The following is a 25,082-nucleotide window of genomic DNA, read 5'->3' as shown; positions in this document are numbered from 1 at the left end:
CCTGTAGGAGCGGCCTTGTGTCGCGAAAGGGCTGCAAAGCAGCCCCCAAGCCTTGAGGCAAACGCTGGAATCGCCGGGGCCGCTTTGCGGCCCTTTCGCGACACAAGGCCGCTCCTACAGGGATCGTGCCGGCAAGGTACAGAATTGGCCCAGCTTTTGCTGAAGTTACGTCACCGGTAGCCAACGGCGGTTGCCTCATAAAACTCCCGACAAAGACGTCGCTCTCCCCTCCACGCCAGTGGACTGGGTAGCGGCGTCTTTTTCGTTTCCGTTGCATTGCCGAGTGAGGTGTTCGATGAGTACCAGCTTCTGGAAGTCCGGGCATGTGCCCACGCTGTTCGCCGCGTTCCTGTATTTCGACCTGAGCTTCATGGTCTGGTACCTGCTTGGCCCGCTGGCGGTGCAGATCGCCACCGACCTGCAACTGAGCGCCCAGCAGCGCGGCCTGATGGTGGCTACGCCGATCCTTGCCGGTGCAGTACTGCGCTTCGTCATGGGTGTGCTGGTCGATCGCCTGTCGCCGAAGACCGCTGGCCTGATCGGCCAGGTGATCGTCATCGTCGCCCTGGCCGGCGCCTGGTACCTAGGCGTGCACAGCTATGAGCAAGCCCTGCTGCTTGGCGTGTTCCTCGGCGTTGCCGGTGCTTCGTTCGCCGTCTCGTTGCCGCTCGCCTCTCAGTGGTACCCGCCGCAGCATCAGGGCAAGGCCATGGGCATCGCGGGCGCGGGCAACTCCGGCACCGTGTTCGCCGCCCTGCTGGCCCCGGTGCTGGCCGCCGGGTTTGGCTGGAACAATGTGTTCGGCTTTGCCGTGTTCCCGCTGCTGCTGACCCTGGCGCTGTTCGCCCTGCTTGCCCGCAATGCGCCGCAACGGCCCAAGCCCAAGGCGGCAGCCGACTACCTCAAAGCCCTGGGCGACCGTGACAGCTGGTGGTTCATGTTCTTCTACAGCGTCACCTTCGGCGGCTTCATCGGCCTGGCCAGCGCCCTGCCCGGCTACTTCAGCGACCAGTACGCCCTGAGCCCGGTCACCGCCGGCTACTACACCGCCGCCTGCGTGTTCGCCGGCAGCCTGATGCGCCCGCTGGGTGGCGCCCTGGCCGACCGTTTCGGCGGCATCCGCACGCTGCTCGGCATGTACAGCGTGGCCGCCATCTGCATCGCGGCTGTCGGCTTCAACCTGCCAAGCGCCGCAGCCGCCCTGGCGCTGTTCGTCAGCGCGATGCTCGGCCTCGGCGCCGGCAATGGCGCGGTGTTCCAGCTGGTGCCACAACGCTTCCGCCAGGAGATCGGCGTGATGACCGGGCTGATCGGCATGGCCGGTGGCATCGGCGGCTTCCTGCTGGCAGCAGGGCTCGGCGCCATCAAGCAGCACACTGGCGACTATCAGCTGGGCCTCTGGCTGTTCGCCAGCCTTGGCTTGTTCGCCTGGTTCGGCCTGCACGGGGTCAAGCAACGCTGGCGCACCACCTGGGGCTCGGCAGCGGTTACCGCTGCACGGGTCTGAGGCACGACGATGAGCCTGCAGCTCAGCTTTGCCCAGGCCAGTGCCACCGGACCACGCACGGAGAACCAGGACGCCCTGCGCCTGGTCACGCCGGCGCCGGAGCTGGCCGCCAGCAAGGGCTATCTGTTCGCCCTCGCCGACGGCGTCAGCCAGTGCGCCGACGGTGGCCTGGCAGCCCGCGCCAGCCTGCAGGCGCTGGCCATGGATTATTACGCCACGCCTGCCACCTGGGGCGTGGCCCAGGCCCTGGACCGCCTGCTGCTGGCCCAGAACCGCTGGTTGCGCGCCCAGGGCAGCCAGCCGCTGCTGACCACACTGAGCGCCCTGGTGCTACGCGGGCGCCGCTTCACCCTGGCCCACGTGGGCGATTGCCGGGCCTATCGCTGGCACGCCGGTCACCTGCAATGCCTGAGCGAAGACCATGTCTGGGACCAGCCCGGCATGCAGCACGTGCTCAAGCGCGCCCTGGGTCTGGACCAGCACCTGCTGGTCGACTACCTGGACGGCGAACTGCAAGCTGGTGAGTGCTACCTGCTGCTCAGCGACGGCGTCTGGGCCAGCCTCGGCGACCAGCACATCCGGGCCGTGCTGCGCGAGCAGCCCGACCTGCAGTCGGCCGCGGACACTCTGGTTGCCAGCGCCCATCACAACGGCAGCCAGGACAATGCCAGCGCCTTGCTGGTGCGGGTCGAGCAGCTGGGCACGGCCAACCTCGGCGATACCCTGGTACAACTGCAGCAATGGCCATTGCCTGGCCCGCTGCGCGACGGCCAGGCGCTCGATGGCTGGCAGGTCGAGACGCGCCTGGCGCATAGCCGCCAGTCGCTGCTCTACCGGGTACGTGATACCCAGGGCCAACCCTGGTTGCTGAAAACCCTGCCCAGCGAGCGCGAACAGGAACCCGGCGCCGCCCAGGGCCTGCTGCTGGAAGAATGGTTCCTGCGGCGGGTCGCTGGCCGTCACTTTCCCGAACTGCATGCCGCAAGCCAGCGCCAGCACCTGTACTACGTGATGCGCGAACACAGCGGCAAGACACTCTCCACGCACCTCGACGAACAGGGTCCGTTGGCGCTGGCACAGTGGCTGGAAATCGCTCGCCAGCTGCTGCAGGCCGTCGGCGTGCTGCACCGGCGCAACCTGCTGCACCGCGACATCAAGCCGGAAAACCTGCACCTGGGAGATGATGGCCAGGTGCGCCTGCTGGACTTTGGCCTGGCGTATTGCCCGGGCCTGTCCCAGGAGCCGATGCACGCGTTGCCCGGCACGCCCTCGTACCTCGCTCCGGAAGCCTTCGAGGGCCAGCCACCGAGCCCGCGTCAGGACTTGTACGCCGCCGGCGTCACGCTCTATCGGTTGTTGACCGGGCATTATCCGTACGGGGAAATCGAGGCCTTCCAGCGCCCGCGCTTTGGCCAGGCCGTAAACCCCTGCCGTTATCGCCCCGACCTGCCCGAGTGGCTCCAGCACAATGTGCTGCAAGCCGTTGCCGTGGACCCGGCGCAACGCTACGAAACCGCCGAGCAATGGTTGCTGCTGCTCGAACGCGGTGACCGCCAGGAACTGCCCAGCCGCCCCCGCCCATTGCTGGAGCGTGAGCCGTTGAAGGTCTGGCGCACCCTGGCTCTTCTGTCCCTGCTGCTCAATCTGATACTGCTGTTCGCCCTGCTCAAGGGCTGAGCAAGCACTGAGGCCACAAACTGCAGGCAAAGAAAAACCCGGCCGAGGCCGGGTTTTTCATTGAAGCTTCAGACCAATTACTTGGACTGGGCTTCTACCTGAGCTTCAACGCGACGGTTGATAGCGCGGCCTTCTTCGGTGGCGTTGTCGGCAACCGGACGGGTTTCGCCGTAGCCAACCGAGTCAACACGGCTGGCTTCTACGCCGTACTGCTGGGTCAGGACCTGCTTAACAGCGTTGGCACGACGCTCGGACAGCTTCTGGTTGTAAGCGTCTGGGCCGACGGAGTCAGTGTGACCTTCAACCACGGTGGTGGTCTGTGGGTACTGCTTCATGAAGTCAGCCAGGTTCTTGATGTCGCCGTAGCTGTTTGGCTTGACGACCGACTTGTCGAAGTCGAACTTGACGTCCAGCTCAACGCGAACGACTTCGGCAACAGCCGGGCAGCCATCAGCGTCAACGGTAACGTTGGCTGGGGTGTCTGGGCACTTGTCGACGTTGTCGCAAACGCCGTCGTTGTCGGAGTCGGAGCAGACTTCAGCAACTGGAGCCGGAGCAGCAGCAACTTTGCCACCGCTGCCACCGAAGTTCAGACCCACACCAACGGTTGGGCCCCACTCGGTGTTGCCGTCGTCGATGTTGTACATGGCTTCAACGCCAGCGCGGGCGAAGAACATGTCGGTGATGTACCACTTAGCGCCAGCGCCAACGTTGGCGAAGGTGGAGTGGTCGCGGCCGCTACGAGTGGCCTGACCCAGGCTCTCGTGAGCGAAACCAGCGGAAACGTACGGACGCAGAGCGTCGCCGACGGTACCGAAGTGGTAGGTAGCGTCCAGCTTGGCCTTGGAACCTCTGATGTCTTTGTTGAAGACTTCGCCACGAGCGTTGTGAGTCTCGTTGTAGCCCAGGTCCAGGGATACGTCGTCAGTCAGGAAGTAGCCAAGACGAACGCCAGGGTTGGTGCCGTCGTTCTTGAAGTTACGTTCGCTGTCGTAGTACTGCTTGGTAACGTTACCTTCGATTTCGACTGCGCCCTGGCCTTGAGCCATAACGCCGAACGAAGTAGCTGCGACGAGCGAGCCAATGGCCAAGCCCAAGGTGTTTTTCAATTTCATCCGTTAAATCCCCATCTGGTGATAGTTAAGCAGTCCCACCAACATCCGGGGGACAACTCGACGGCAAGTCTAGCAGAACTCGCCGATCCGTTAGAGATATTTACAAGGGACTAAGTTTCATCCAGCCCTGCAAATTTCTCACGAAGCTTGTCTAGCGCGCGCTTGTAGCGCATTTTCGTTGCGCTCAAGCCCATGTGCATGATATCGGCGATTTCCTGGAATTCCAGTTCCGCGACAAAACGCAGCACCAGAATTTCCCGATCGATCGGGTTCACATGCACCAGCCACTTGTCCAGCCCGCCTTTCTCTTCCGGTTTCGGAGCCTTGTCTTCGGACGCCTCTTCTACGGGGTCCAGACTCAAGGCATCCATCAGCCGGCGTTTACGACGCTCCTTGCGGTACTGGGTAATGCATTCGTTGTAGGTAATGCTGTAGAGCCAGGTCTTGAACTTGGACTTGCCCTCGAAGTTCTTCAGACCGTACAGCACCTTCAGCATCACTTCCTGACAGACATCGTCAGCGTCGCGGTCGTTCCCCAAATAACGCGCACAGACGTTGAACAGGGTCCGCTGGTAGCGCCGCATGAGTTCCTCATAGGCGCGGGTTACGTGATACAGCTCCTCATGCGAACGCGCCACCAACTCTTCGTCGGTGAGCTCGCGGGGGTCATAACGCATGGGCGGCGAATGAACTTTATTCAAAACGGATCTGGCCGACAGTCAGGTCAATGTCGCCGCTCAGCCCCATGGGGCGATTTTCGCGGCGGCATACATTAACAGCTTTTGTGCGGTTAGCGGCTATTGACTCGCTGCTCGAGGAGCACGCGATTGGACAGCGACACCAGTTCGCCATCATCGGTCAACAGCGTCGTCTTGACCGTGCCGATCTCTTCGATCATTCCTTCAACCTCTCCAATCCGCACCTGCTGGCCGACCTGGTAGAGTTCACGAACATAGATGCCGGCCAGGATCTGCCCGGCGATTTCGCGGCTGCCAAGGCCCATGGCAAGCGCAACGGCCAGACCAACGGTAATCAGGCCAATGACGATCACGTGGTTGAGCAGGTCGGTCTTGACCTCGAGCTGGCTGATGGCCACCGAGATGCTGATGATGATCACCAGCCCCTGGGTGATGCGCCCCAGGCCTGCGGAGTATTCCAGGCCGATCCCTTCAGCAGCGCCGCGTACCAGGCCGTTGGCCACCTGCGCCAGCAGCACGCCGGCCAGCAGTACCAGGGCTGCGCCGAACACCTTGGGCAGGTACAGGGCGAGCATGTCGAGGGTTGCCGAAACCCGCTCCAGGCCCAGCGATTCAGCGGCCGAGACGAGGAAGATCAGCAATACGAACCAATAGACGACCTTGCCGATCAAGGTCGAGATCGGCACCTGGATGCCAACCCGGCCAAGCATCTTGGTCGCCCCGGTGCCGGCCATCAGGCGGTCCAGGCCGAACTTGGCCAGGAGTTTGGAAAGCAGTGTATCGAGCAGCTTGGCCACCACGAAACCGAGCAGCACCACGACCAGCGCGCCGAACAGGTTGGGGATGAAGTTCGCTACCTTGGTCCATAGGGCGGTCATCGCAGTGACCAGGCTCTGGGTCCAGAGATCGAGTTCCATATTCAATCGGCCTTATCTGCTTTGCTGCCAGTGGCAGCGTTGCGGGTAGAGTGTCGACGCACCGGCGCAACATGCGCCGAGCCATTGTTCACGGCGATCAGCAGCGCCTGGCTCCAGCGGCCAAGCAGGCTGAACAGATCACCGGCACCGACCTGGCGGTTGGCGGTTTTCAGCACGCGACCCAGGCACGCGGCATCGTCTCGCTCCTCACCGGAGGGCGACGCCTTGAGCAGGTCACGCAGGGATTCTTCAAACGGATCGTGCATAGGCACCTCGCGCAGTGTCACTCAGAGACGAGGTGGCCGGGCGATGGGTCACACATCGCATTGGAACGAATGTTTCAGGATGACACAGCATCTTCATACCCAGCGCAACCGCCGGAACAACCACCACTGCCCCACCGCCAGGCCAAGCACGACGATGCAGGCCAGCAGGAAGCCATAAGGGTTGCTCGACCCCGGAATGCCGCCGACATTGATGCCGAGCAGCCCGGTGATGAAACTCATGGGCAGGAAGATGCAGGTGATGATGCCAAAGCGGTACATGGTCCGGTTCATCCGCTCGCTGCGCCGACGGTCTTCGCTTTCCAGCACCAGCGCAGCCCGCTCGCGGGTCAGTTCGAGCTCTTCGAGGTACCGGATCAAACTGTTGTTCAGCTCGTTCCAGTAATCCGCGTCGGCATCGCAGAACCAGCTCCACTTGCTGCGCGACAGCTGGGCATAGATCTCCCGCTGTGGCGCCAGAAACCGGCGCAACCCCGCGGCGCGGCGACGAATCTGCTGCAGGCTGCCATGCTCCGGCGTATACCGTTCGTCGGATTCGACCTTTTCTTCCTCGTCATCGACCAGTTCCGAGAGGTCGCTGACCAGGCTCTGGACCTTCTCGGTCAGCAGCTCGCCCATCAACAGCAACAGTTCAGACGCCGATTTCGGCCCTCTGCCCTCTTCAAGCTGCTGAAGGACCTCATCGCTGGCACGCAACGGCCGCAAACGCAGCGAAATGACGCGCTGCGCCTGGGCATGGATGCGTACCGAAACCATGTCCTCGGGCTCGGCGCCCGGGTTGAGGTTGACCCCGCGCAGGAACAGCAGCAGCTGCTCTGCGGCCTGCGGCAACAGCCGTGGCCGGGTGTTTTCCTCCAACAGCAGGTCGCAGGCGAACTCGCTCAGGCCACTGTCCTGCAGCAACCAGGTGCGGGTTTGCGGATGACTGCGATCCCAGTGCAGCCACAGGCTTTCGTGTGGCTGCAGCTGCAGGTCGTCCAGCTCGGTCCGGGCGATCGAACGCGCGCTGCCTTTACCATCGAGCACCAGGGCATGCACCAGCCCCCACTGCGCGTTGTCTTCCTCGAACATCAAAGCTCCATCAGCGCGTACGGCGCATCACTCCGGCATTTTCAGCGGGCTTGGCGAAATGATCACGCCGTTGTTGTCGGCATACAGGTACTCGCCCGGGCGGAAGGTGACGCCAGCAAAGGTCACCGCCACGTTGAGGTCACCGATACCACGCTTGTCGGTTTTCATCGGGTGGCTGGCCAGCGCCTGCACTCCGACGTCGGTCTGGATCAGCACGTCGACGTCTCGCACGCAGCCGTAGATCACCAGGCCTTCCCAACCGTTCTTGGCGGCCTTTTCAGCGAGCATGTCACCGAGCAGTGCACGGCGCAGCGAGCCGCCTCCGTCGACCACCAGGACCTTGCCCTTGCCGTCGAGCTCGACCTGATCCTTGACCAGGGAGTTGTCTTCGAAGCACTTGATGGTGACGATCTGACCCCCGAAGGAATCGCGGCCACCGAAGTTGCTGAACATCGGTTCCAGCACCTGTACCAGGTCCGGGTAGGCGTCACACAGGTCGGGCGTTACGTAATGCTGCATGGGGAGCTCCTGTCAGTCACAACGAAAGCGGGTATCGGCCAAGGCTACACCGTAGAAGCTGTCGCAGTCATCCGGGACCGGTGCAGGAGCGGCCTGGTGTCGCGAAAGGAATGCGAAGCAGCCCCAGCATTTCACGCACCGCTGCTGAAATCCAGGGGCCGCTGCGGCCCTTTCGCGACACAAGGCCGCTCCTACACGGCGCTGGCCAACTCAGCTACCGTCGATTCATGCACCGGCAACAGCGGATCGCGCAACCAGCGCTCCACCAACGGCCAGACCTGCACCTGCGCCGCCTTGCTCACCAGCATGTCGACATGCCCAAAGGCCTCGAAACCTTCTTCACGGCCCAGGCGCATGAACTGCTTACGCTCGCCACCCAGCTGATCGAACAGCTTGCGGCAAGCCCACACCGGGTCCTGAAAGTCCCCCCCACCGGCTACCGCCAGCAACGGTACATCCACGTCGGCCAGCCCCGCCCACCAGTCGTTCTGCTTGTCGCCAAAGCGCCCGAACAGGCCATGCCAGCGCATGCTCTCAAGGGCCAGGCCGATTGGCTCGTCTTCTGGCCCACGTTTGAACCGCGGCCCGGAAATCTGCCCCCAACGCTTGAGCAGCATTTTCGCCCCCCAGGTCAGCGGCGGTACCTTGAGCGGCCAGTAGACACGGCTGATCTGGGTACCGAACAGCGCCACGCTGGCCACCTGCCCGGCCTCGAGGAAGCCGCCACCCAGGGCCGCCACCAAGGTGGTTCCCCCCAGGGAATGGCCAACCCAGTGCGGCACCTGGCCAGACTGCTCGCGCACGAACTCCGCAATCAGCGGCAGGTCGTCGCGGGCGTAGTCGGCCACGCTGTTGTACTTCCAGTTGCGGTTGCGCGGTGACAGGCCGTGGCCGCGCATCTCCGGGATCCACACATCGAACCCGGCCCGCGCCAGATAGGCCCCCAGGCCGATGCCCTTGGGCGAATACCAGAAGCGCCGGTTGGAGAAACTGCCATGCAGCAGAATCACCGGCTCGCCTTGGGGCCGGCCTTGATCAGCCAGGCCCAGGCGGGTTACGGCGAGTTCGACGCTGGGGTCAGGGCCGTTGCCGGCCTTGATCCGGTATACGTCTTCGCTGAGGTCACCGCGGCGCTCGGCACTGAGCAAGGCCACGGGAAAAAGGTTGCTGCTGCTTTGCATAAGGTTGCTTGGTGCACAAAAAAGGGCGTGATCCATCACTGGAACTCGCCCTGGAAAAAACCAGGCGGGGGCGCGCCAGACGCGCCCCCGCAATTTACCGCATCAGGCCGCGCCCTGGCCTTCGGCCAGGAAGAACCAGGTCTCCAGGACCGAGTCCGGGTTCAGCGACACGCTTTCGATGCCCTGCTCCATCAGCCACTTGGCCAGGTCCGGGTGGTCCGATGGGCCCTGGCCGCAGATGCCGATGTACTTGCCAGCCTTGTTGCACGCCTGGATGGCGTTGGCCAGCAGCTTTTTCACGGCCGGGTTACGCTCGTCGAACAGGTGGGCAATGATGCCCGAGTCGCGGTCCAGGCCCAGGGTCAGCTGGGTCAGGTCGTTGGAACCGATCGAGAAGCCGTCAAAGTACTCGAGGAACTCTTCGGCGAGGATCGCGTTGGACGGCAGCTCGCACATCATGATCACGCGCAGGCCGTTGTCACCGCGGGCCAGGCCGTTTTCGGCAAGCAGGTCGACAACCTGGCTGGCTTCGCCCAGGGTGCGCACGAACGGCACCATGATCTCGACGTTGGTCAGGCCCATTTCGTTGCGCACACGCTTCAGCGCACGGCACTCGAGCTCGAAGCAGTCACGGAACGACTCGCTGATGTAGCGCGAGGCGCCGCGGAAGCCCAACATCGGGTTTTCTTCTTCCGGCTCGTACAGTTTGCCGCCGATCAGGTTGGCGTACTCGTTGGACTTGAAGTCCGACAGGCGCACGATGACCTTTTTCGGGTAGAAGGCCGCCGCCAAGGTGCTGATGCCCTCGACCAGTTTTTCGACATAGAAGCCGACCGGGTCGTTGTAACCGGCGATGCGCTTGTCGACGCTTTCTTTCAGGTCGGCTGGCAGGCCGGCGTAGTTCAGCAGCGCCTTGGGGTGCACGCCGATCATGCGGTTGATGATGAATTCCAGGCGCGCCAGGCCCACACCTGCGTTAGGCAGCTGGGCGAAGTCGAAGGCGCGGTCCGGGTTGCCGACGTTCATCATGATCTTGAACGGCAGTTCCGGCATGGCGTCCACCGAGTTCTGCTTGACGTCGAAGCCCAGCTCGCCTTCGAAGATGAAGCCGGTATCGCCTTCGGCGCAGGATACGGTCACGCCCTGGCCATCCTTGAGGATCTGGGTGGCGTTGCCGCAACCGACCACGGCCGGGATGCCCAGCTCACGAGCGATGATCGCCGCGTGGCAGGTACGCCCGCCGCGGTTGGTGACGATGGCGCTGGCGCGCTTCATCACCGGCTCCCAGTCCGGGTCGGTCATGTCGGAGACCAGTACATCGCCCGGCTGCACCTTGTCCATCTCGGACACGTCGTTGATCACGCGGACCTTGCCGGCGCCGATGCGCTGGCCGATGGCGCGGCCTTCGACCAGCACGGTGCCTTTTTCTTTGAGCAGGTAACGTTCCATGACGTTGGCGCTGGCGCGGCTCTTCACGGTCTCTGGACGGGCCTGGACGATGTACAGCTTGCCGTCGTCACCGTCCTTGGCCCATTCGATGTCCATCGGGCGCTGGTAGTGCTGCTCGATGATCATCGCCTGCTTGGCCAGCTCGTTGACTTCGTCGTCGCTCAGGCAGAAGCGGGCGCGATCGGCGCGGTCGACCTCGACGGTCTTGACCGAACGGCCGGCCTTGGCTTCGTCGCCATAGACCATCTTGATCGCCTTGCTGCCCAGGTTGCGGCGCAGGATGGCCGGGCGGCCAGCCTCCAGGGTTTGTTTGTGCACATAGAATTCGTCAGGGTTGACCGCACCCTGCACCACGGTTTCACCCAGGCCGTAGGCGCCGGTGATGAACACCACGTCACGGAAGCCCGACTCGGTGTCGAGGGTGAACATCACGCCGGCGGTGCCGGTTTCCGAACGGACCATGCGCTGCACGCCAGCGGACAGGGCCACCAACTTGTGGTCGAAGCCCTGGTGCACGCGGTAGGCGATGGCGCGATCGTTGAACAGCGAGGCGAACACTTCCTTGGCCGCGCGGATCACGTTGTCGACGCCACGGATGTTGAGGAAGGTTTCCTGCTGGCCGGCGAACGAGGCATCCGGCAGGTCTTCGGCGGTGGCCGAGGAACGCACGGCCACGGCCATGTTGTCGTTGCCCTTGGACATTTCGGCGAAGGCGGTGCGGATTTCAGCATCCAGGCGGGCCGGGAATTCGGCCTCCATCACCCACTGACGGATCTGCGCGCCGGTCTTGGCCAGGGCGTTGACGTCGTCCACGTCCAGCGCATCGAGGGCCGCGTGGATCTGGTCGTTCAGGCCACTTTGTTCAAGAAAATCACGGTACGCCTGAGCCGTAGTGGCAAAGCCGCCCGGCACCGACACGCCGGCACCAGCGAGGTTACTGATCATCTCGCCCAGGGATGCGTTCTTGCCCCCCACATGCTCCACATCGTGGACGCCGAGCTTATCGAGGGAAACTACGTACTCTACCAAGGTGATCTCTCCACTAACTGTATTGGAAAAACTCAAGGGCGCCCGCCTGCCTTCGTTGACTGGGCCGGACGCTTGTGGCCTGTACCTGGAAAATAGGTTCGCAAAATATGGCAGAATGCTGACAGCCACGTTCGGCAAACCGAACTTATCATATCCAAGAAACGTCATCAGCTTAAGGCCCAGATCGCAAATGAAACGAACCGCGTTCTTCATCTCCGATGGCACCGGCATCACCGCCGAAACCCTGGGCCAGAGCCTGCTCGCTCAATTCGAAAGCATTCCGTTCAGTAAATTCACCCGTCCGTACATCGATAGCCCGGAAAAAGCGCGGACCATGGTGCAGCAGATTAACGCTGCCGCAGAGCGCGACGGCATGCGGCCGATCATCTTCGACACCATCGTCAATCAGGACATCCGTGAGATCCTGGCGACGTCGAACGGCTTCATGATCGACATCTTTTCTTCGTTTTTATCCCCACTCGAGCAGGAACTGACTGCCCATTCGTCGTATTCCGTGGGCAAATCGCACTCGATTGGCGGCAATTCCAACTACATGGAACGCATCGAGGCGGTGAACTTTGCCCTGGACAACGATGACGGCGCGCGCACCCACTACTATGACAAGGCGGACCTGATCCTGGTTGGCGTGTCGCGCTGCGGCAAGACCCCGACCTGCCTGTACATGGCCATGCAATTCGGTATCCGCGCCGCCAACTACCCCCTGACCGAGGACGACATGGAGCGCCTGCAGTTGCCGGCGGTGCTGAAAAAGCACCACAGTAAGCTGTTCGGCCTGACCATCGACCCCGACCGCCTGACCGCCATCCGCCACGAGCGCAAGCCCAACAGCCGCTATTCGAGCTTCGCCCAGTGCGAATTCGAGGTGCGCGAGGTGGAGAACCTGTTCCGCCGGGAGAACATTCCCAACATCAATTCCACGCATTTCTCGGTGGAAGAGATTTCGGCGAAGATCCTCGTGGAGAAAGGCGTCGAGCGCAGGTTCAAGTAAACCTGATCCGGCATCAGGGCTTGCGCGGTACCTGTAGGAGCGGCCTTGTGTCGCGAAAGGGTCGCGAAGCGGCCCCAGGATTTCAGCTCCGCCTCTCAAAGTGCCGGGGCTGCTTTGCAGCCCTTTCGCGACACAAGGCCGCTCCTACACAGATTGCGCAAGCACCAATGAAAAAGCCCCGGCATCGCTGCCGGGGCTTTCTTTTACCTCAGTACCTGACTCAGGACGGCACCACCGCCGCCTGCCCGCTCAGCGCCAGGTCGACCAGCTCGCGGTTGGCCACCGCGTACATCGCATAGTCGGTGCCGGTGGCGTTGCGCAGGTCGTCGAGCATGGCGCGCCAGCGCTCGACCATCACTCGGTGCTGCTCGGCCCACAGCGCCACACGGGCATCCATGTCTTCCGGGGCATCGACCATCTGCAGCACCGAGATGGTGATTGCCCGCTGCTGCAGGTCGATGTCATCGCGGAACGCCTCGCGGGCCAGAGCCTGCCAGTTGTTTTCGACCGGCAGGTTGCTGATTTCCTGCAGGTACCAGGTCAGGTCCAGCGCGCTGCCCACGGCGAAGAACGCCTTGGCCACCTGCGCCGGGTCATGGCCGGTGACGTCCGAGGCCTCGATGATCGGCAACAGGGTGTACAGGTGGGTGGTGCCGGCAACCATGCGCGCCAGCAACTCTGGTACGCCGGCGTCGACGAAGCTCTGATAACGCACCATCCAGCGCTCGCGGGTCGGGCCTTCCAGCAGCTCGTCGAGCTTGAGCCCCAGCTGGGCGATCTTCGGCCCGAAGTGCGCGCTGTCACGCCCGGCATCCTGTTCGTTGCGCCGGCTGCGCAGGAACCAGCGGGTGGCGCGGCGGCCCAGGCGCATCAGCTCGTCCATCAGGGTCAGCTGGATTTCCGCCGGCACCTGGTAGTCAAGCGCCTCGATCTGGCGGAACCAGTGCGGCAGGTGGAAGATGTCGCGCACGATCACATAGGCCCCGGCGACGTTGGCCGGGCTCATGCCGGTCGACTCCTTCAGGCGCTGGACGAAGGTGATGCCCATGTTGTTGACCAGGTCGTTGGCGATCTGGGTGCTGACGATTTCGCGCTTCAGGCGGTGACGGCGCATGGCATCGGCGAACTTGCTGACCAGCGACGGCGGGAAAGCGGTTTCCATGTCGCGGGTCAGGTAATCGTCGTCCGGCACCAGCGACTTGAGCAGCTGCTCCTTGAGGTCGATCTTGCTGTACGAGATCAGCACCGACAGTTCGGCACGGGTCAAGCCCTGGCCTGCGGCCAGGCGCTCGGCCAACTGTTCCTCGGACGGCAGGAACTCGATGGCCCGGTCCAGCTTGCCACGGCCTTCGAGGTCGGCCATCAGGCGCTTGTACTCGGCGATCCGCTCGCGGGCGCGGCGGGCGGCCAGCGACAGCGCCTGGGTCTGCTTGTAGTTGTTGCCCAGCACCAGGCCGGCGACTTCGTCGGTCATGCTGCCGAGCAGCTGGTTGCGCTGCTTCTCGGTCATGTCGCCACCCTGCACCACTTCGTTGAGCAGGATCTTGATGTTGACCTCGTGGTCGGAGCAGTCCACGCCACCGGCGTTGTCGATGAAGTCGGTGTTGGTGGCGCCGCCGTGCAGGCCGAACTCGACACGGCCGAGCTGGGTCATGCCGAGGTTGCCGCCCTCGCCCACCACCTTGCAGCGCAGCTCGTTGCCGTTGACCCGCAGGGCGTCGTTGGCCTTGTCGCCGACATCGGCGTGGCTTTCGCTGCTGGCCTTGACGTAGGTGCCGATACCGCCGTTCCACAGCAGGTCGACCGGGGCCTTGAGCAGCGCGTGCAGCAGCTCGGTCGGGGTCAGGCGATCGGCCTCGATGGCAAAGCGCTCTTTCATCTGCGGGCTGATGGCGATGCTCTTGGCACTGCGCGGGAAGATCCCGCCGCCTTCGGACATGATGCTGGTGTCGTAGTCGCTCCAGGCCGACCGCGGCAGGTCGAACAGGCGCTGGCGCTCGACGAAGCTGGTGGCCGGGTCCGGGTTCGGGTCGATGAAGATGTGCAGGTGGTTGAACGCCGCCACCAGTTGCAGCTTGTCGGACATCAGCAGGCCGTTGCCGAAAACGTCGCCGGCCATGTCGCCGACGCCGATCACGGTGATCGGGTCCTGCTGCACGTTGATGCCGCGTTCGCGGAAGTGGCGCTGTACGCCAACCCAGGCGCCACGGGCGGTGATGCCCATCTTCTTGTGGTCATAACCGGCCGAGCCACCCGAGGCGAAGGCATCGCCGAGCCAGAAGCCGTAGTCGATGGCAATGCCGTTGGCGATGTCGGAGAAGGTCGCAGTGCCCTTGTCGGCCGCCACCACCAGGTACGGGTCGTCGTCATCGTGACGCACCACGTTGGCCGGCGGCACCACACCACCGTCCTTGAGGTTGTCGGTGATGTCGAGTAGGCCGGAGATGAAGATGCGGTAGCAGGCCACGCCCTCGGCGGCGATCTCGTCGCGGGTGCCGCCCAACGGCAGCCGGCGCGGCAGGAAGCCGCCCTTGGCGCCAACTGGCACGATCACCGAGTTCTTCACCTGTTGGGCTTTCACCAAGCCCAGCACTTCGGTGCGGAAGTCTTCCTCGCGGTCCGACCAGCGCAGCCCGCCGCGGGCGACGTTGCCGAAGCGCAGGTGCACGCCTTCGACCCGTGGCGAATAGACGAAGATCTCGAACTTCGGCACCGGCTTGGGCAGCTCGGGAATCAGCTTGGGGTTGAACTTGAAGCTGAAGTACGACTTGTTCTGGCCATTGGCATCCGGCTGGTAGAAGTTGGTGCGCAGGGTGGCCTTGATCAGGTCCAGGTAGCGCCGCAGGATGCGGTCCTCGTTGAGCACCTGGACCTCGTCCAGGGCCGTGAGGATCGCCTGCTCCAGGCGCTGCTGCTTGTCGTCCAGGTCTTCATTGGTGAGCTTGCGCGCCAGGTAGAAGCGGGTCTTGAACAACCGGGTCAGCTCGCGGGCGATGTCGGTGTGGTTGTTCAGGGTGCTGGCGATGTAGCCGAGATCGAAGCCCAGGCGGATCTGCTTCAGGTAGCGGGCATAGGCACGCAGCAGCGCCACGTCACGCCATGGCAGGCCGGCAGTGAGCACCAGGCGGTTGAAGGCATCGTTCTCGGCGTCGCCCTTGACGATGTGGATGAAGGCATCCTGCAGGGTGTCGTTGAGCTGCTGGATGTCCAGGTCCAGTCCTTCGCTGTAGGTGAAGGCGAAGTCGTGGATCCAGAACTCACGCCCGCTGGCGTGGCGCAGGCGGTAAGGGAACTCGCCGAGCACGCGCAGGCCGAGGTTTTCCAGGATCGGCAGCACATCCGACAGCGCCAGCGGGGTGTCCGCGTGGTACAGCTTGCAATGCAGCAGGCGCTCGCCCAGGCGGGTCAGCGGCTGGTAGAAACTCATCGCCAGCGGCTTGCTCTCGGACAACGCCACCACGTGCTGCAGGTCGACCACCGCCGAATGCGCCGGGAAGCGCTCTCGATAGCCCGCCGGGAAGCCTTTGGGGAAGTCGCCGAGGATGTTGGTGCCCTGGGCTTCGCCGAAGTTCTCGACGACCAGCGCCGAGTAGTCGTCATGCCACGAACGGCAGGCCTGGATGACTTCGTTTTCCAGCTGCTGCGGGTCGATATCGATGCGGTTCTTCGGGTCGACCCGCAGGATCAGCTGCACACGCGCCAGCACCGATTCGGAGAAGAAGGTCCAGAACTCGCAGTCGCTGGCCTTCAGGCGCTCCATCAGCACCTGCTGGATCTTCTGCCGTACTTCGGTGGAGTAGATTTCGCGCGGCACGTAGGCCAGGCAATAGCAGAAGCGCCCATACGGGTCCTTGCGCAGGAACACGCGAATCTTGTTGCGTTCCTGGATCTGCACGATCGACATCACGGTATTGAACAGCTCGTCGATCGGGGTCTGGAACAGGTCGTCACGCGGCAGCACTTCGAGTACCTGGGCCAGTTCCTTGCCCAGGTGCGCTTTCGGGTCGAAGCCGGAACGGCGCTCGACTTCGGCGACCTTCACGCGGATGTAAGGGATGGCATGCACGCTTTCGCCGTACACCGACGAGGTGTACAGGCCCATGAAGCGGTGTTCCTTGATGACCTTGCCATCGGCATCCAGCTGGCGGATCGAGACATAGTCCGGGTAGGCCGGGCGATGCACGCGGCTGGGCAGCGCGGCCTTGGCGAACGACAGCAGCAGTGGCTCATTGAGGTAGGACACGGCGTAGTCTTCGATGCGCAGTTCTTCCGCCGTCAGGCCCACCCGCAGGCGGCGCGGCAGGCCGAGGAACGACTGTTCGTCGTAGACCATCTGGCCACCGTTGCTGTCGGCCCGGACGGTGAATTCTTCATAGCCGAGGAAGGTGAAGTGGTTGTCTAGCAGCCATTCGAGGAAGGCCTTCACCTCGCCCTTTTCATGCTGGGCCGGGCCGTAGACGGTGTTCTCCACTTCGGCGACGACATCACGCAGCTTGGCTTTCATCGGCTCGAAATCAGCCACCGCCACGCGCACCTCGGCCAGCACCTGCTCGATCTCGCGAGCCAGCACGGTCAGTTCGGCAGCATTGGCGCAGCGGTCGATCTCCAGGTACATCAGCGACTCGTGGCGCACGCCCTCGCCCTGGGTGCCCTTGGGCAGCAGCTCGAGCAGTTCGCCCTTGGCGCCGCGGCGCACGCTCAGCACCGTGGTCTGCAGGGTGTGGATGCTGTAGCCGCGGCGGTTCAACTCGGTGCGCACCGAGTCGACCAGGAACGGCAGGTCGTGGTGCAGCACTTCGACCACGGTGTGGGTCGACTGCCAGCCATTGCGTTCGTAATCGGGGTTGTACACCCGCACTTGCGGGTACTCGGGGTCGAAGCGCTCGATGATGCGCCACGCCGACAGGGTGCAGCCGGCCAGGTCCGAAAGCCGGCGCTGGGTGAGTTCGTCGAGAGAGATGATGCCGAAGAACTGCTCGGCGAATAGCGCCACTTGTGGCAGGGACTGTTCGCTGATGTGCTGCGCCAGGGCCGCTTGCAGTTGATGCTGGAAGTCGGCTTTGCTGGCTGCGGTGAAGAACGCCATCTGTGGTACTCCGCTTGGGCTTTGTATTAGTTGAAGCGTCGCGCACGTCCGCCATGTACGGATCAACAATAGCCAACCCATGGCAAGCCGGACGGTAAAAACCAGACGTTGAACGTGGCAGGCACGTTCAGGGCTCGCCGAAGCTTAACGACTGAGCGGTCATTGCCGCTTGCGAGGCTGCGACAATTTCGGTCAAGGGCTGGCAACTTTACGTTTATGGATGTGTGCAAGGCTGTCAGAATTCCCTCTCATTTCCAGAAACCCGAGCCGTTGCCATGCAAATCAAGACCGCCCTGCTGTTCGCCACCCCTTGCGATGACGAGGAAGACAACATGGCGACCTTGTGCTGCCACAGCGACAAGGGGCAGATGTTTCTGCTGACCCGTTATCCGGATGAAGACACCGTCGACCTGACTCTGGATGACGAGCCATCGACCCTGGACGGGCTGAAGGTGACCTTGAGTGCGCAGCGCCTGCTGATCGAGGTGGCGGCCGGGGATCGGGATGCGCTGAAAGGGGATGAGGCGCTGGAGATCGTGCTGACTTCGGCGGGGACGGACTTTGAGGAAGTGGCGCTGACCCTAAAGAACATCCTCGAAGGCACTGGCACCTTCGTCAGCGAGCTTTGAGGCGCATGCCGATGAATTTGCAGCCTTTGAGATCAAGCGCCGCCCGCGCGGCCCTCGATCTCAAAGGCAACAAACCTCTAAAGACATACACCCCAAACCTCTTCACCACCTGGAACCGTTGACAGCCCGCCCCACGACAGGCATTGTCTGACAACCTGATAACTAGGCAACCGTTTCCATGCTAGAGCTCCAGCGCCCCGACACTCTGGTAGACCGGGTCGTCAGCGCCATCCGCGCCGAGATCGACTCCGGCCGCCTGGCCGCCGAATCGCGCCTGCCTACCGAACAGCAACTGGCCGAACAGCTGAACGTCAGCCGCTCGGTAGTGCGCGAGGCGGTGGCGCAGCTCAAGGCCGACGGCGTACTGATCGCCCGTCGCGGTCTCGGTTCCTACATCTCGCAAACACCCGCCGGCACCGTGTTCCGCTTCCCCGGCAGCAATGGCCGCAAACCGGACCAGGTGCAGATGTTCGAAATGCGCCTGTGGATCGAGACCCAGGCCGCCGCCATCGCCGCCCGCCGCCGCGACGAGCAGGACCTGGCCCACATGGCCAAGGCCCTGCAGGAAATGCTCGACAAGCGCAGCGACTTCGCCACCGCCTCGGCCGCCGACGTGGCCTTCCACCGGGCGATTGCCGAAGCCAGCAAGAACGATTACTTCGTGGCCTTCCACGACTTCCTCGGTGGGCAGCTGGCCAGCGCCCGTCGCACCGCCTGGGAAAACTCCGCTGCCCATTCGGTGGGTGGTTCGGCCGATGCCAATCGTGAGCACCAGGCGCTGTACCAGGCCATCGCCGATGGCGACCGCCAGGCGGCCGCGGCCTGCGCCGAAGCGCACCTGCGTGCCTCGGCCAAGCGCCTGAAGATCGACCTCCCCGCCCTCGACTGACCAAGGAGAAACCGACGCGACCCGACGCGGGCCATTTTACGCACTACTTAGTCTGACAACCTGATAAGCAGATCAACCGACAAGAACATCAAGGTACCCCTGCATGACCTACGACTACTGCATCATCGGCGGCGGCATCGTCGGCCTCGCCACTGCGATGGCTCTGCTTGAGCAGCGCCCGGGCGCATCTCTGCTGATCCTGGAGAAGGAAGCCAGCCTCGGCCGCCACCAGACTGGCCACAACAGTGGCGTGATCCATGCGGGCATCTACTACGCACCGGGCAGCCTCAAGGCCGAACTGTGCAAGCGTGGCGCTCAGGCGACCAAGGACTTCTGCAGCGAGCACGGCATCGCCTTCGAGGTCTGCGGCAAACTGCTGGTGGCCTCCAACGACCTGGAGGTGCAACGCATGCAGGCTCTGTACGAGCGCTCGCAGCAGAACGGCCTGAAGGTCGAGCGCCTGGACGCCGCCGCGCTGGCTGAACGTGAACCGAACATCGTCGGCAAGGGCGCGCTGTTCCTCGATGCCACCGGTATCGTCGACTACACCCACGTGTGCAACGCCATGGCCAAGGTGATCCGCCAGGCTGGCGGCGAGGTGCACCTGTCCACCCGCGTGCGCGCCATCCAGGAGCACGCCGACCATGTCGCCGTCGGCACCGACAGCCACACCTGGCGCGCCCGCCAGCTGGTGGCCTGCGCCGGCCTGCAGTCCGACCGCCTGGCGCGCCTGGCCGGGGTTAAGATCGACCACCAGATCATCCCCTTCCGCGGCGAGTACTACCGCCTGCCGGCCAGCAAGAACCAGATCGTCAACCACCTGATCTACCCGATTCCCGACCCGGAGCTACCGTTCCTCGGCGTGCACCTGACACGCATGATCGACGGCAGCGTTACCGTCGGCCCGAATGCCGTGCTCGGTTTTGGCCGCGAGAACTACCGCAAGCTTTCGGTCAACTGGCGCGACGTAGCCGAGTACGCCCGCTTCCCAGGGTTCTGGAAAACCATCTGGAACAACCTCGGTTCCGGCACCACCGAGATGAAGAACTCGCTGTTCAAGCGCGGTTACCTGGAACAGTGCCGCAAGTACTGCCCATCACTGGAAGTGGCAGACCTGCTGCCTTACGAAGCGGGCATTCGCGCCCAGGCGGTGATGCGCGACGGCACCCTGGTGCATGACTTCCTGTTCGCCGAGACCCCGCGCATGGTGCATGTCTGCAATGCCCCGTCGCCGGCTGCCACCTCGGCCATTCCCATCGGCCAGATGATCGCCGAGAAGATCCTGAAGGCCCGCTGAAATCTGCGTCACCCACAACTACAAAGACAATAAGGAACCCCCCATGTCGGTACATGAGGCGGCCCCGGCCGCGCACGAGACCCCACAACAGCAACGCAAGCGCCTGCGCAAAGTGGCGGCGGCGACCATCTTCGGCTCGATGCTGGAGTGGTACGACTTCTACCTCTACGCGACCATGGCAGCAATCGTGTTCTCGAAGATCTTCTTCGATGCCAGCAACCCCGCGGTGGCCTCGCTGCTGGCCTTCTCCACCTTCGCCATCGGCTTCATCGCCCGCCCCTTCGGCGGTATCCTGTTCGGTTACCTGGGCGACCGCTTCGGGCGCAAGCATGTGCTGGTGATCACCTTCTGCATGATGGGCGTGTGCACGGCGCTCATCGGGCTGATTCCAAGCTATGCCAACATCGGCATCTGGGCACCGATCCTGCTGGTGGTGATCCGCATCATCCAGGGCCTGGGCGCGGGGGCCGAGCTGTCCGGCGCGGCGGTGACCTCCTACGAGCACGCCAGCGAAGGCAAGCGCGGCAGCCAGGGCGCCTGGCCGGCGCTGGGGCTGAACCTGGGCCTGCTGCTATCGTCGCTGACCGTGTACCTGCTGACCATGAATGGCAACGAGTTCCTCCTGGCCGGCGGCTGGCGCATCCCGTTCATTGCCAGCATCGCCCTGGTGGCGGTCGGCCTGTGGGTGCGCAAGAGCATCCCCGAGACACCGGACTTCAAGGAACTCGACAAGGCCGACAGCAGCAAGCCACAGGTGTCGCCGCTGAAGCTGCTGTTCAGGAACGACCTCAAGGGCCTGGCCGTGGTGTTCTTCGTGGCCATCGGCTACAACGCCCTGAGCTACATCTTCAAGACCTTCTCGCTGGCTTACCTGACCCAGTTCAAGGGCGTGGAAGCGCATGTCACCTCGCTGTCGGTGACCATCGCCAGCCTGGTGGCGATCTTCGCCGTGCCGTTCTTCGGCTGGCTGTGCGACCGCTGGAGCAGCAAGACCGTACTGATGCTTGGCGGGGTCCTGTCGGCACTGTTCGCCTACCCGTTCCTGCAGCTGTTGAGCACTGGTGAGCCCACCCAGATCTACATCGCCATCGCGATCGGCACCGGCATCCTCGCGCCGATGATGTTCGCTCCGCAGGGGTCGTTCCTCAGCCGCCAGTTCCCGACCCAGACACGCTCGTCGGGCTTTGGCACCGGCCGTGAGATCGGCACCGCGGTAGCCGGCGGCCTGGCGCCGCTGGGCGGCCTGGCCCTGGTGGCCGGGTCGGCAACCCATTCCACCGATGGCGTGGCGCTGATCCTGGCGATTGCCGGGGTGCTGGTGGTGGTGTTCGCCCTGTGCGACCAAGGGCGCAAGCACTCCAGCTCGAAGAACTGATACCTGTTCCTGCCTCATCACCTCGCTGGCGATGAGGCAGGTACTGCCAGGCACGCCCCTTCAGCCAACAGGATTGTCATGCACCACCCTGCCACCCTGCGCCGGCCGGTCGACAAACAGTACATCCAGCCCGCTGCAGCGCAATCCCTTCAACGCGTTCCAGTGCGCCGAGGCATGTACATATCTTGTTTGCAACAACGCCTCTTCCTCAGCAGTCAACTCTGCCCCGCCGTTCAGCACATAGTCGTGCAGCGAGCGACTGATCCCCCGCAACTCATCCGGTACCCGGTGAGCCTCGTCATTGCCTAGTGGCAGAAAAGGCACGCCGTTGCGCAGCCCCAGTTCACGCATGATGCTCAAATAAACCCGCGACAGGTGGCCGCACACCTCTCGCTCCCGGTAAACCGCCGCATAAACGTGTTTCTGCGCATCATCCCGCTGCGCCCGACCTCCGCTCACCGGCACTTCCCAAGTAAGCACGCGCGCCGCGGGGACGCCAAGCTCGGTGAGCAAAGCGTGGGCCTGGGCATAGGCGTTGGTTCGTTCGGCTGGTGTTGCCTGCGTCACCCGGCTCGAAAAGGGCTTGTTCAGCAACACCTGCTCAAGCATCGATTCCGCATAACCGCCACCAATGTTGGAATGCACCCCTGGCACGATGATGTCGTTGCCACTGCGCACCAAGGCAAAGTTGTGCCGTTGCTCATCCCTGGCCACCAGTTGCACCACCTGCCGGGCAATGCCCTCTGGCAACCCAAGGCGCAGGTCGCCCAGGCGTGCGTCGGCGGGGTCGAAGTGACCACGCAGGGGCTCGACGATGGCCGCGACCGTGTCGAACAGGCCAATGAAGTTGACCACCCGCGCCCGCTGTAGCTCGGTCGGCATCCCTTCATCGCTGCCAAGCTGGTTGGCCAACTGCCTGGCCGTCGCCGCGCCGCGGCTGAAACCGAACAGGTCGAACTCGACCCGGTCGGGCACTTCCAGCAGGCGCAACTGCTCGCCAACCCTGACTAAAGCCTGGTTCACACGCGCCTGCACACCGGTTGCGCCCCTGCCAGTTCCCTGCGCATACAGCGAATCGGCCTCGCCCGTGGTCGTGCCGACACCTTCCACATACAGTTTGATGAATGCCTGGTCACCCACCAGCCCTTGCGGGTAAAGCCCATGCAACAGGGCGATGTTGCTGAGGGGTTGGGAGGCATCGCCTTGGTTGTTGCCCGTACCGTCAAAGAAGATACCCACTCGCACACAGCTGCATTGCTTGCCCATCGTCGTATTCCTGTTCACCTTGGAGGCAACAGAAAGCGACAAACTGCCGATGGGTAACATCAGCGAACCCCACAACCCCTGCGTGCAGATTTCGACGCGGCACTGCGGATAGATTAAAGTATCCCCCCCTGCCAGGCTGCTCGCACCCTGGCGCAAACCCAGGAACCGTCGCCGATGGAACACCGTGAAGCGCTGATCGCGCTACGCACCTTTCTTTCCTCCCAGATCCTAGGCCAGGAAAAACTGGTCGAGCGGCTGTTGATCGTGTTGCTGGCCGACGGCCACATGCTGGTCGAAGGTGCACCTGGCCTGGCCAAGACCAAGGCCATCAAAGAGCTGGCCGAAGGCATCGAGGCGCAGTTCCATCGTATCCAGTTCACGCCTGACCTGCTCCCGGCCGACATCACCGGCACCGAGATCTATCGCCCGGAAACCGGCAGCTTCGTGTTCCAGCAGGGGCCGATCTTCCACAACCTGGTGCTGGCCGACGAAATCAACCGCGCCCCGGCCAAAGTGCAGTCGGCGCTGCTCGAAGCCATGGCCGAGCGCCAGGTCAGCGTGGGCCGCAGCACCTACGACCTGTCGCCGCTGTTCCTGGTGATGGCCACGCAGAACCCGATCGAACAGGAAGGCACCTACCCGCTGCCCGAAGCCCAGCTCGACCGCTTCCTGATGCACGTGAAGATCGGCTTCCCCGATGCCGCCGTGGAGCGTCGCATCCTCGCCCAGGCCCGAGGCGAAGCGCTGGGCGGCGAAGTGAAGCCCGAGCGCCGAGTCAGCCAGCAGGCGATCTTTGCCGCGCGCAAGGAAATCCTCGGTCTGTACATGGCCGACGCCGTGGAGGAATACCTGGTGCAGCTGGTGATGGCCACCCGCACTCCGGCCAAATTCGATGCCGAGCTGGCCGACTGGATCGCCTATGGCGCCAGCCCGCGTGGCTCGATCGCCCTCGACCGCTGCGCGCGTGCCCATGCCTGGCTGGCCGGGCGCGACTTCGTCAGCCCCGAAGACATCCAGGCGGTGCTGTTCGATGTGTTGCGCCACCGCATCATCCTGTCGTTCGAAGCCGAAGCGGCGGGGATCGACCAGGACCGCGTGGTCCAGCGCATCCTCGACGTCGTGGCCGTCGCCTGACCCATGCCCACCGCGCCGCAGGCCGAACCCGGCATCCGCATCGGCCTCGCCGAACTGATCGACATGCGCCACCGCGTGCGCGAGATCCAGCTGTTTTCCCGCCCTGGCCAGCGCAGCCCGCTGGTTGGCCTGCACCATTCCAAGCTACGCGGGCGCGGTGTGGACTTCGACCAGGTGCGCGTGTACCAGGCCGGTGACGATGTGCGCAACATCGACTGGCGCGTCACCGCACGCACCCAGGAGCCGCACACCAAGCTGTTCCACGAAGAGCGCGAACGGCCGATTTTCATCCTCGTCGAACAGAGCCAGCGACTGTTCTTCGGCTCGGGGCTGATGTTCAAGTCGGTGCTCGCAGCCGAGGCCGCCGCGCTGTTCGGCTGGGCCGCACTGGGCCACAACGACCGCATCGGCGGGCTGGTGTTCGGCGACAACGAGCACCACGAGATCAAGCCACGGCGCAGCAAGCAGAGCCTGCTGCAGCTGCTCAACCGGCTGGCCAAGGTCAACCAGGCCCTGCACACCGAAGCTGCGCCGCAGGCCGACAGCCTTGGCCTGGCCCTGCGCCGCGCCCGTGAAGTACTGCGCCCCGGCAGCCTGGCCATCGTCATCTGCGACGAACGCTCGCTCAGCGCCCAGGCCGAGCAGCACCTGGCCATGCTCTCGCGCCATTGCGACCTGTTGCTGATGCCGGTGTCCGACCCGCTCGACCACGCCCTGCCCGCCGCCGGCCTGCTGCGCTTCGCCCAGCGCGGCTCGCAGCTGGAGCTCGACACCCTGGACGCCAACCTGCGCCAGGCCTACCGTCAACAGGCCGAAGCGCGCATCGAACGCTGGGAGCTGATGGCGCAAAAGCTGCGCGTGCTGCTGATGCCGCTCAGCACCCAGAGCGAGATGATCGAACAACTGCGCGAGTACTTGAACGCCCAGCGACCACGGAGCGATTCCTGATG

Annotated in this window: 19 protein-coding genes; 9 read left to right on the top strand and 10 right to left on the bottom strand. The window is 63.7% G+C overall.

What is annotated here, in order from left to right:
- The first annotated feature begins 295 nt into the window (after window positions 1-295).
- Window positions 296-1,507, top strand: a complete 1,212-nt coding sequence (locus ACLEJU_RS09765) for a nitrate/nitrite transporter (RefSeq protein WP_435423348.1) — start codon at window positions 296-298, stop codon at window positions 1,505-1,507.
- A 9-nt stretch (window positions 1,508-1,516) separates the two neighbouring features.
- Window positions 1,517-3,184 (top strand): protein kinase domain-containing protein, encoded by a 1,668-nt coding sequence (locus ACLEJU_RS09760; RefSeq protein WP_435423349.1) that lies wholly within the window; start codon window positions 1,517-1,519, stop codon window positions 3,182-3,184.
- Window positions 3,185-3,261: 77 nt separating this feature from the next.
- Here the strand turns inward: ACLEJU_RS09760 and ACLEJU_RS09755 are convergent, their stop codons facing one another.
- The 8 genes from ACLEJU_RS09755 to ppsA form a co-directional block, all read right to left on the bottom strand.
- On the bottom strand, window positions 3,262-4,299 hold the full coding sequence (locus ACLEJU_RS09755; RefSeq protein ID WP_435423350.1) for an OmpA family protein: 1,038 nt from the start codon (window positions 4,297-4,299) through the stop codon (window positions 3,262-3,264).
- A 110-nt stretch (window positions 4,300-4,409) separates the two neighbouring features.
- The gene (sigX, locus tag ACLEJU_RS09750) at window positions 4,410-4,976 is read right to left on the bottom strand and encodes an RNA polymerase sigma factor SigX (RefSeq protein WP_003248665.1); all 567 of its coding nucleotides are present in this window, start codon (window positions 4,974-4,976) and stop codon (window positions 4,410-4,412) included.
- 113 nt (window positions 4,977-5,089) lie between these two features.
- Window positions 5,090-5,914 (bottom strand): mechanosensitive ion channel family protein, encoded by an 825-nt coding sequence (locus ACLEJU_RS09745; protein ID WP_159409471.1) that lies wholly within the window; start codon window positions 5,912-5,914, stop codon window positions 5,090-5,092.
- A gap of 2 nt (window positions 5,915-5,916) precedes the next feature.
- Window positions 5,917-6,180: a CrfX protein gene (locus ACLEJU_RS09740; RefSeq protein ID WP_294334533.1), complete on the bottom strand. Its 264-nt coding sequence runs from the start codon at window positions 6,178-6,180 to the stop codon at window positions 5,917-5,919.
- A gap of 93 nt (window positions 6,181-6,273) precedes the next feature.
- Window positions 6,274-7,269: a zinc transporter ZntB gene (locus ACLEJU_RS09735; RefSeq protein WP_435423351.1), complete on the bottom strand. Its 996-nt coding sequence runs from the start codon at window positions 7,267-7,269 to the stop codon at window positions 6,274-6,276.
- A gap of 27 nt (window positions 7,270-7,296) precedes the next feature.
- Complete coding sequence (gene rraA / locus ACLEJU_RS09730) at window positions 7,297-7,788, bottom strand: ribonuclease E activity regulator RraA (protein ID WP_085674904.1); 492 nt, start codon at window positions 7,786-7,788, stop codon at window positions 7,297-7,299.
- 191 nt (window positions 7,789-7,979) lie between these two features.
- Window positions 7,980-8,969, bottom strand: a complete 990-nt coding sequence (locus ACLEJU_RS09725; RefSeq protein ID WP_435423352.1) for an alpha/beta fold hydrolase — start codon at window positions 8,967-8,969, stop codon at window positions 7,980-7,982.
- 102 nt (window positions 8,970-9,071) lie between these two features.
- The gene (gene ppsA, locus ACLEJU_RS09720; protein WP_435423353.1) at window positions 9,072-11,447 is read right to left on the bottom strand and encodes a phosphoenolpyruvate synthase; all 2,376 of its coding nucleotides are present in this window, start codon (window positions 11,445-11,447) and stop codon (window positions 9,072-9,074) included.
- 190 nt (window positions 11,448-11,637) lie between these two features.
- On the opposite strand from ppsA, the gene ppsR reads away from it, so the two are divergent.
- A complete protein-coding gene (gene ppsR / locus ACLEJU_RS09715) occupies window positions 11,638-12,456 on the top strand; it encodes a posphoenolpyruvate synthetase regulatory kinase/phosphorylase PpsR (protein ID WP_103449905.1) in 819 nt (272 codons plus the stop codon).
- A 220-nt stretch (window positions 12,457-12,676) separates the two neighbouring features.
- Here ppsR and ACLEJU_RS09710 read toward each other — a convergent pair whose 3' ends face one another.
- The gene (locus ACLEJU_RS09710) at window positions 12,677-17,542 is read right to left on the bottom strand and encodes an NAD-glutamate dehydrogenase (RefSeq protein ID WP_435423354.1); all 4,866 of its coding nucleotides are present in this window, start codon (window positions 17,540-17,542) and stop codon (window positions 12,677-12,679) included.
- 275 nt (window positions 17,543-17,817) lie between these two features.
- On the opposite strand from ACLEJU_RS09710, the gene ACLEJU_RS09705 reads away from it, so the two are divergent.
- From ACLEJU_RS09705 to ACLEJU_RS09690, 4 genes are all read left to right on the top strand, one after another.
- Window positions 17,818-18,171, top strand: coding sequence for a hypothetical protein (locus tag ACLEJU_RS09705; RefSeq protein WP_435423355.1), 354 nt, complete (start codon window positions 17,818-17,820; stop codon window positions 18,169-18,171).
- 178 nt (window positions 18,172-18,349) lie between these two features.
- A complete protein-coding gene (locus tag ACLEJU_RS09700) occupies window positions 18,350-19,060 on the top strand; it encodes a FadR/GntR family transcriptional regulator (protein WP_435423356.1) in 711 nt (236 codons plus the stop codon).
- 103 nt (window positions 19,061-19,163) lie between these two features.
- Window positions 19,164-20,357, top strand: a complete 1,194-nt coding sequence (lhgO, locus tag ACLEJU_RS09695; RefSeq protein WP_435423357.1) for an L-2-hydroxyglutarate oxidase — start codon at window positions 19,164-19,166, stop codon at window positions 20,355-20,357.
- A 43-nt stretch (window positions 20,358-20,400) separates the two neighbouring features.
- Window positions 20,401-21,732 (top strand): MFS transporter, encoded by a 1,332-nt coding sequence (locus ACLEJU_RS09690; RefSeq protein ID WP_435423358.1) that lies wholly within the window; start codon window positions 20,401-20,403, stop codon window positions 21,730-21,732.
- A gap of 60 nt (window positions 21,733-21,792) precedes the next feature.
- Here ACLEJU_RS09690 and ACLEJU_RS09685 read toward each other — a convergent pair whose 3' ends face one another.
- Window positions 21,793-22,998 (bottom strand): phospholipase effector Tle1 domain-containing protein, encoded by a 1,206-nt coding sequence (locus tag ACLEJU_RS09685; RefSeq protein WP_435423367.1) that lies wholly within the window; start codon window positions 22,996-22,998, stop codon window positions 21,793-21,795.
- 174 nt (window positions 22,999-23,172) lie between these two features.
- Here ACLEJU_RS09685 and ACLEJU_RS09680 point away from each other — a divergent pair, with 174 nt between their 5' ends.
- Together ACLEJU_RS09680 and ACLEJU_RS09675 are read left to right on the top strand one after the other, a co-directional pair.
- Window positions 23,173-24,132, top strand: a complete 960-nt coding sequence (locus ACLEJU_RS09680; RefSeq protein WP_027919334.1) for an AAA family ATPase — start codon at window positions 23,173-23,175, stop codon at window positions 24,130-24,132.
- 3 nt (window positions 24,133-24,135) lie between these two features.
- Window positions 24,136-25,080, top strand: coding sequence for a DUF58 domain-containing protein (locus tag ACLEJU_RS09675; RefSeq protein WP_435423359.1), 945 nt, complete (start codon window positions 24,136-24,138; stop codon window positions 25,078-25,080).
- The last annotated feature ends 2 nt before the right edge of the window (window positions 25,081-25,082 follow it).

It is taken from the genome of Pseudomonas sp. SMN11 (genome assembly GCF_052041945.1).
In the GTDB taxonomy this organism is placed as follows: Bacteria; Pseudomonadota; Gammaproteobacteria; order Pseudomonadales; family Pseudomonadaceae; genus Aquipseudomonas.
This window is presented reverse-complemented; position numbering and strand designations above follow the sequence as displayed.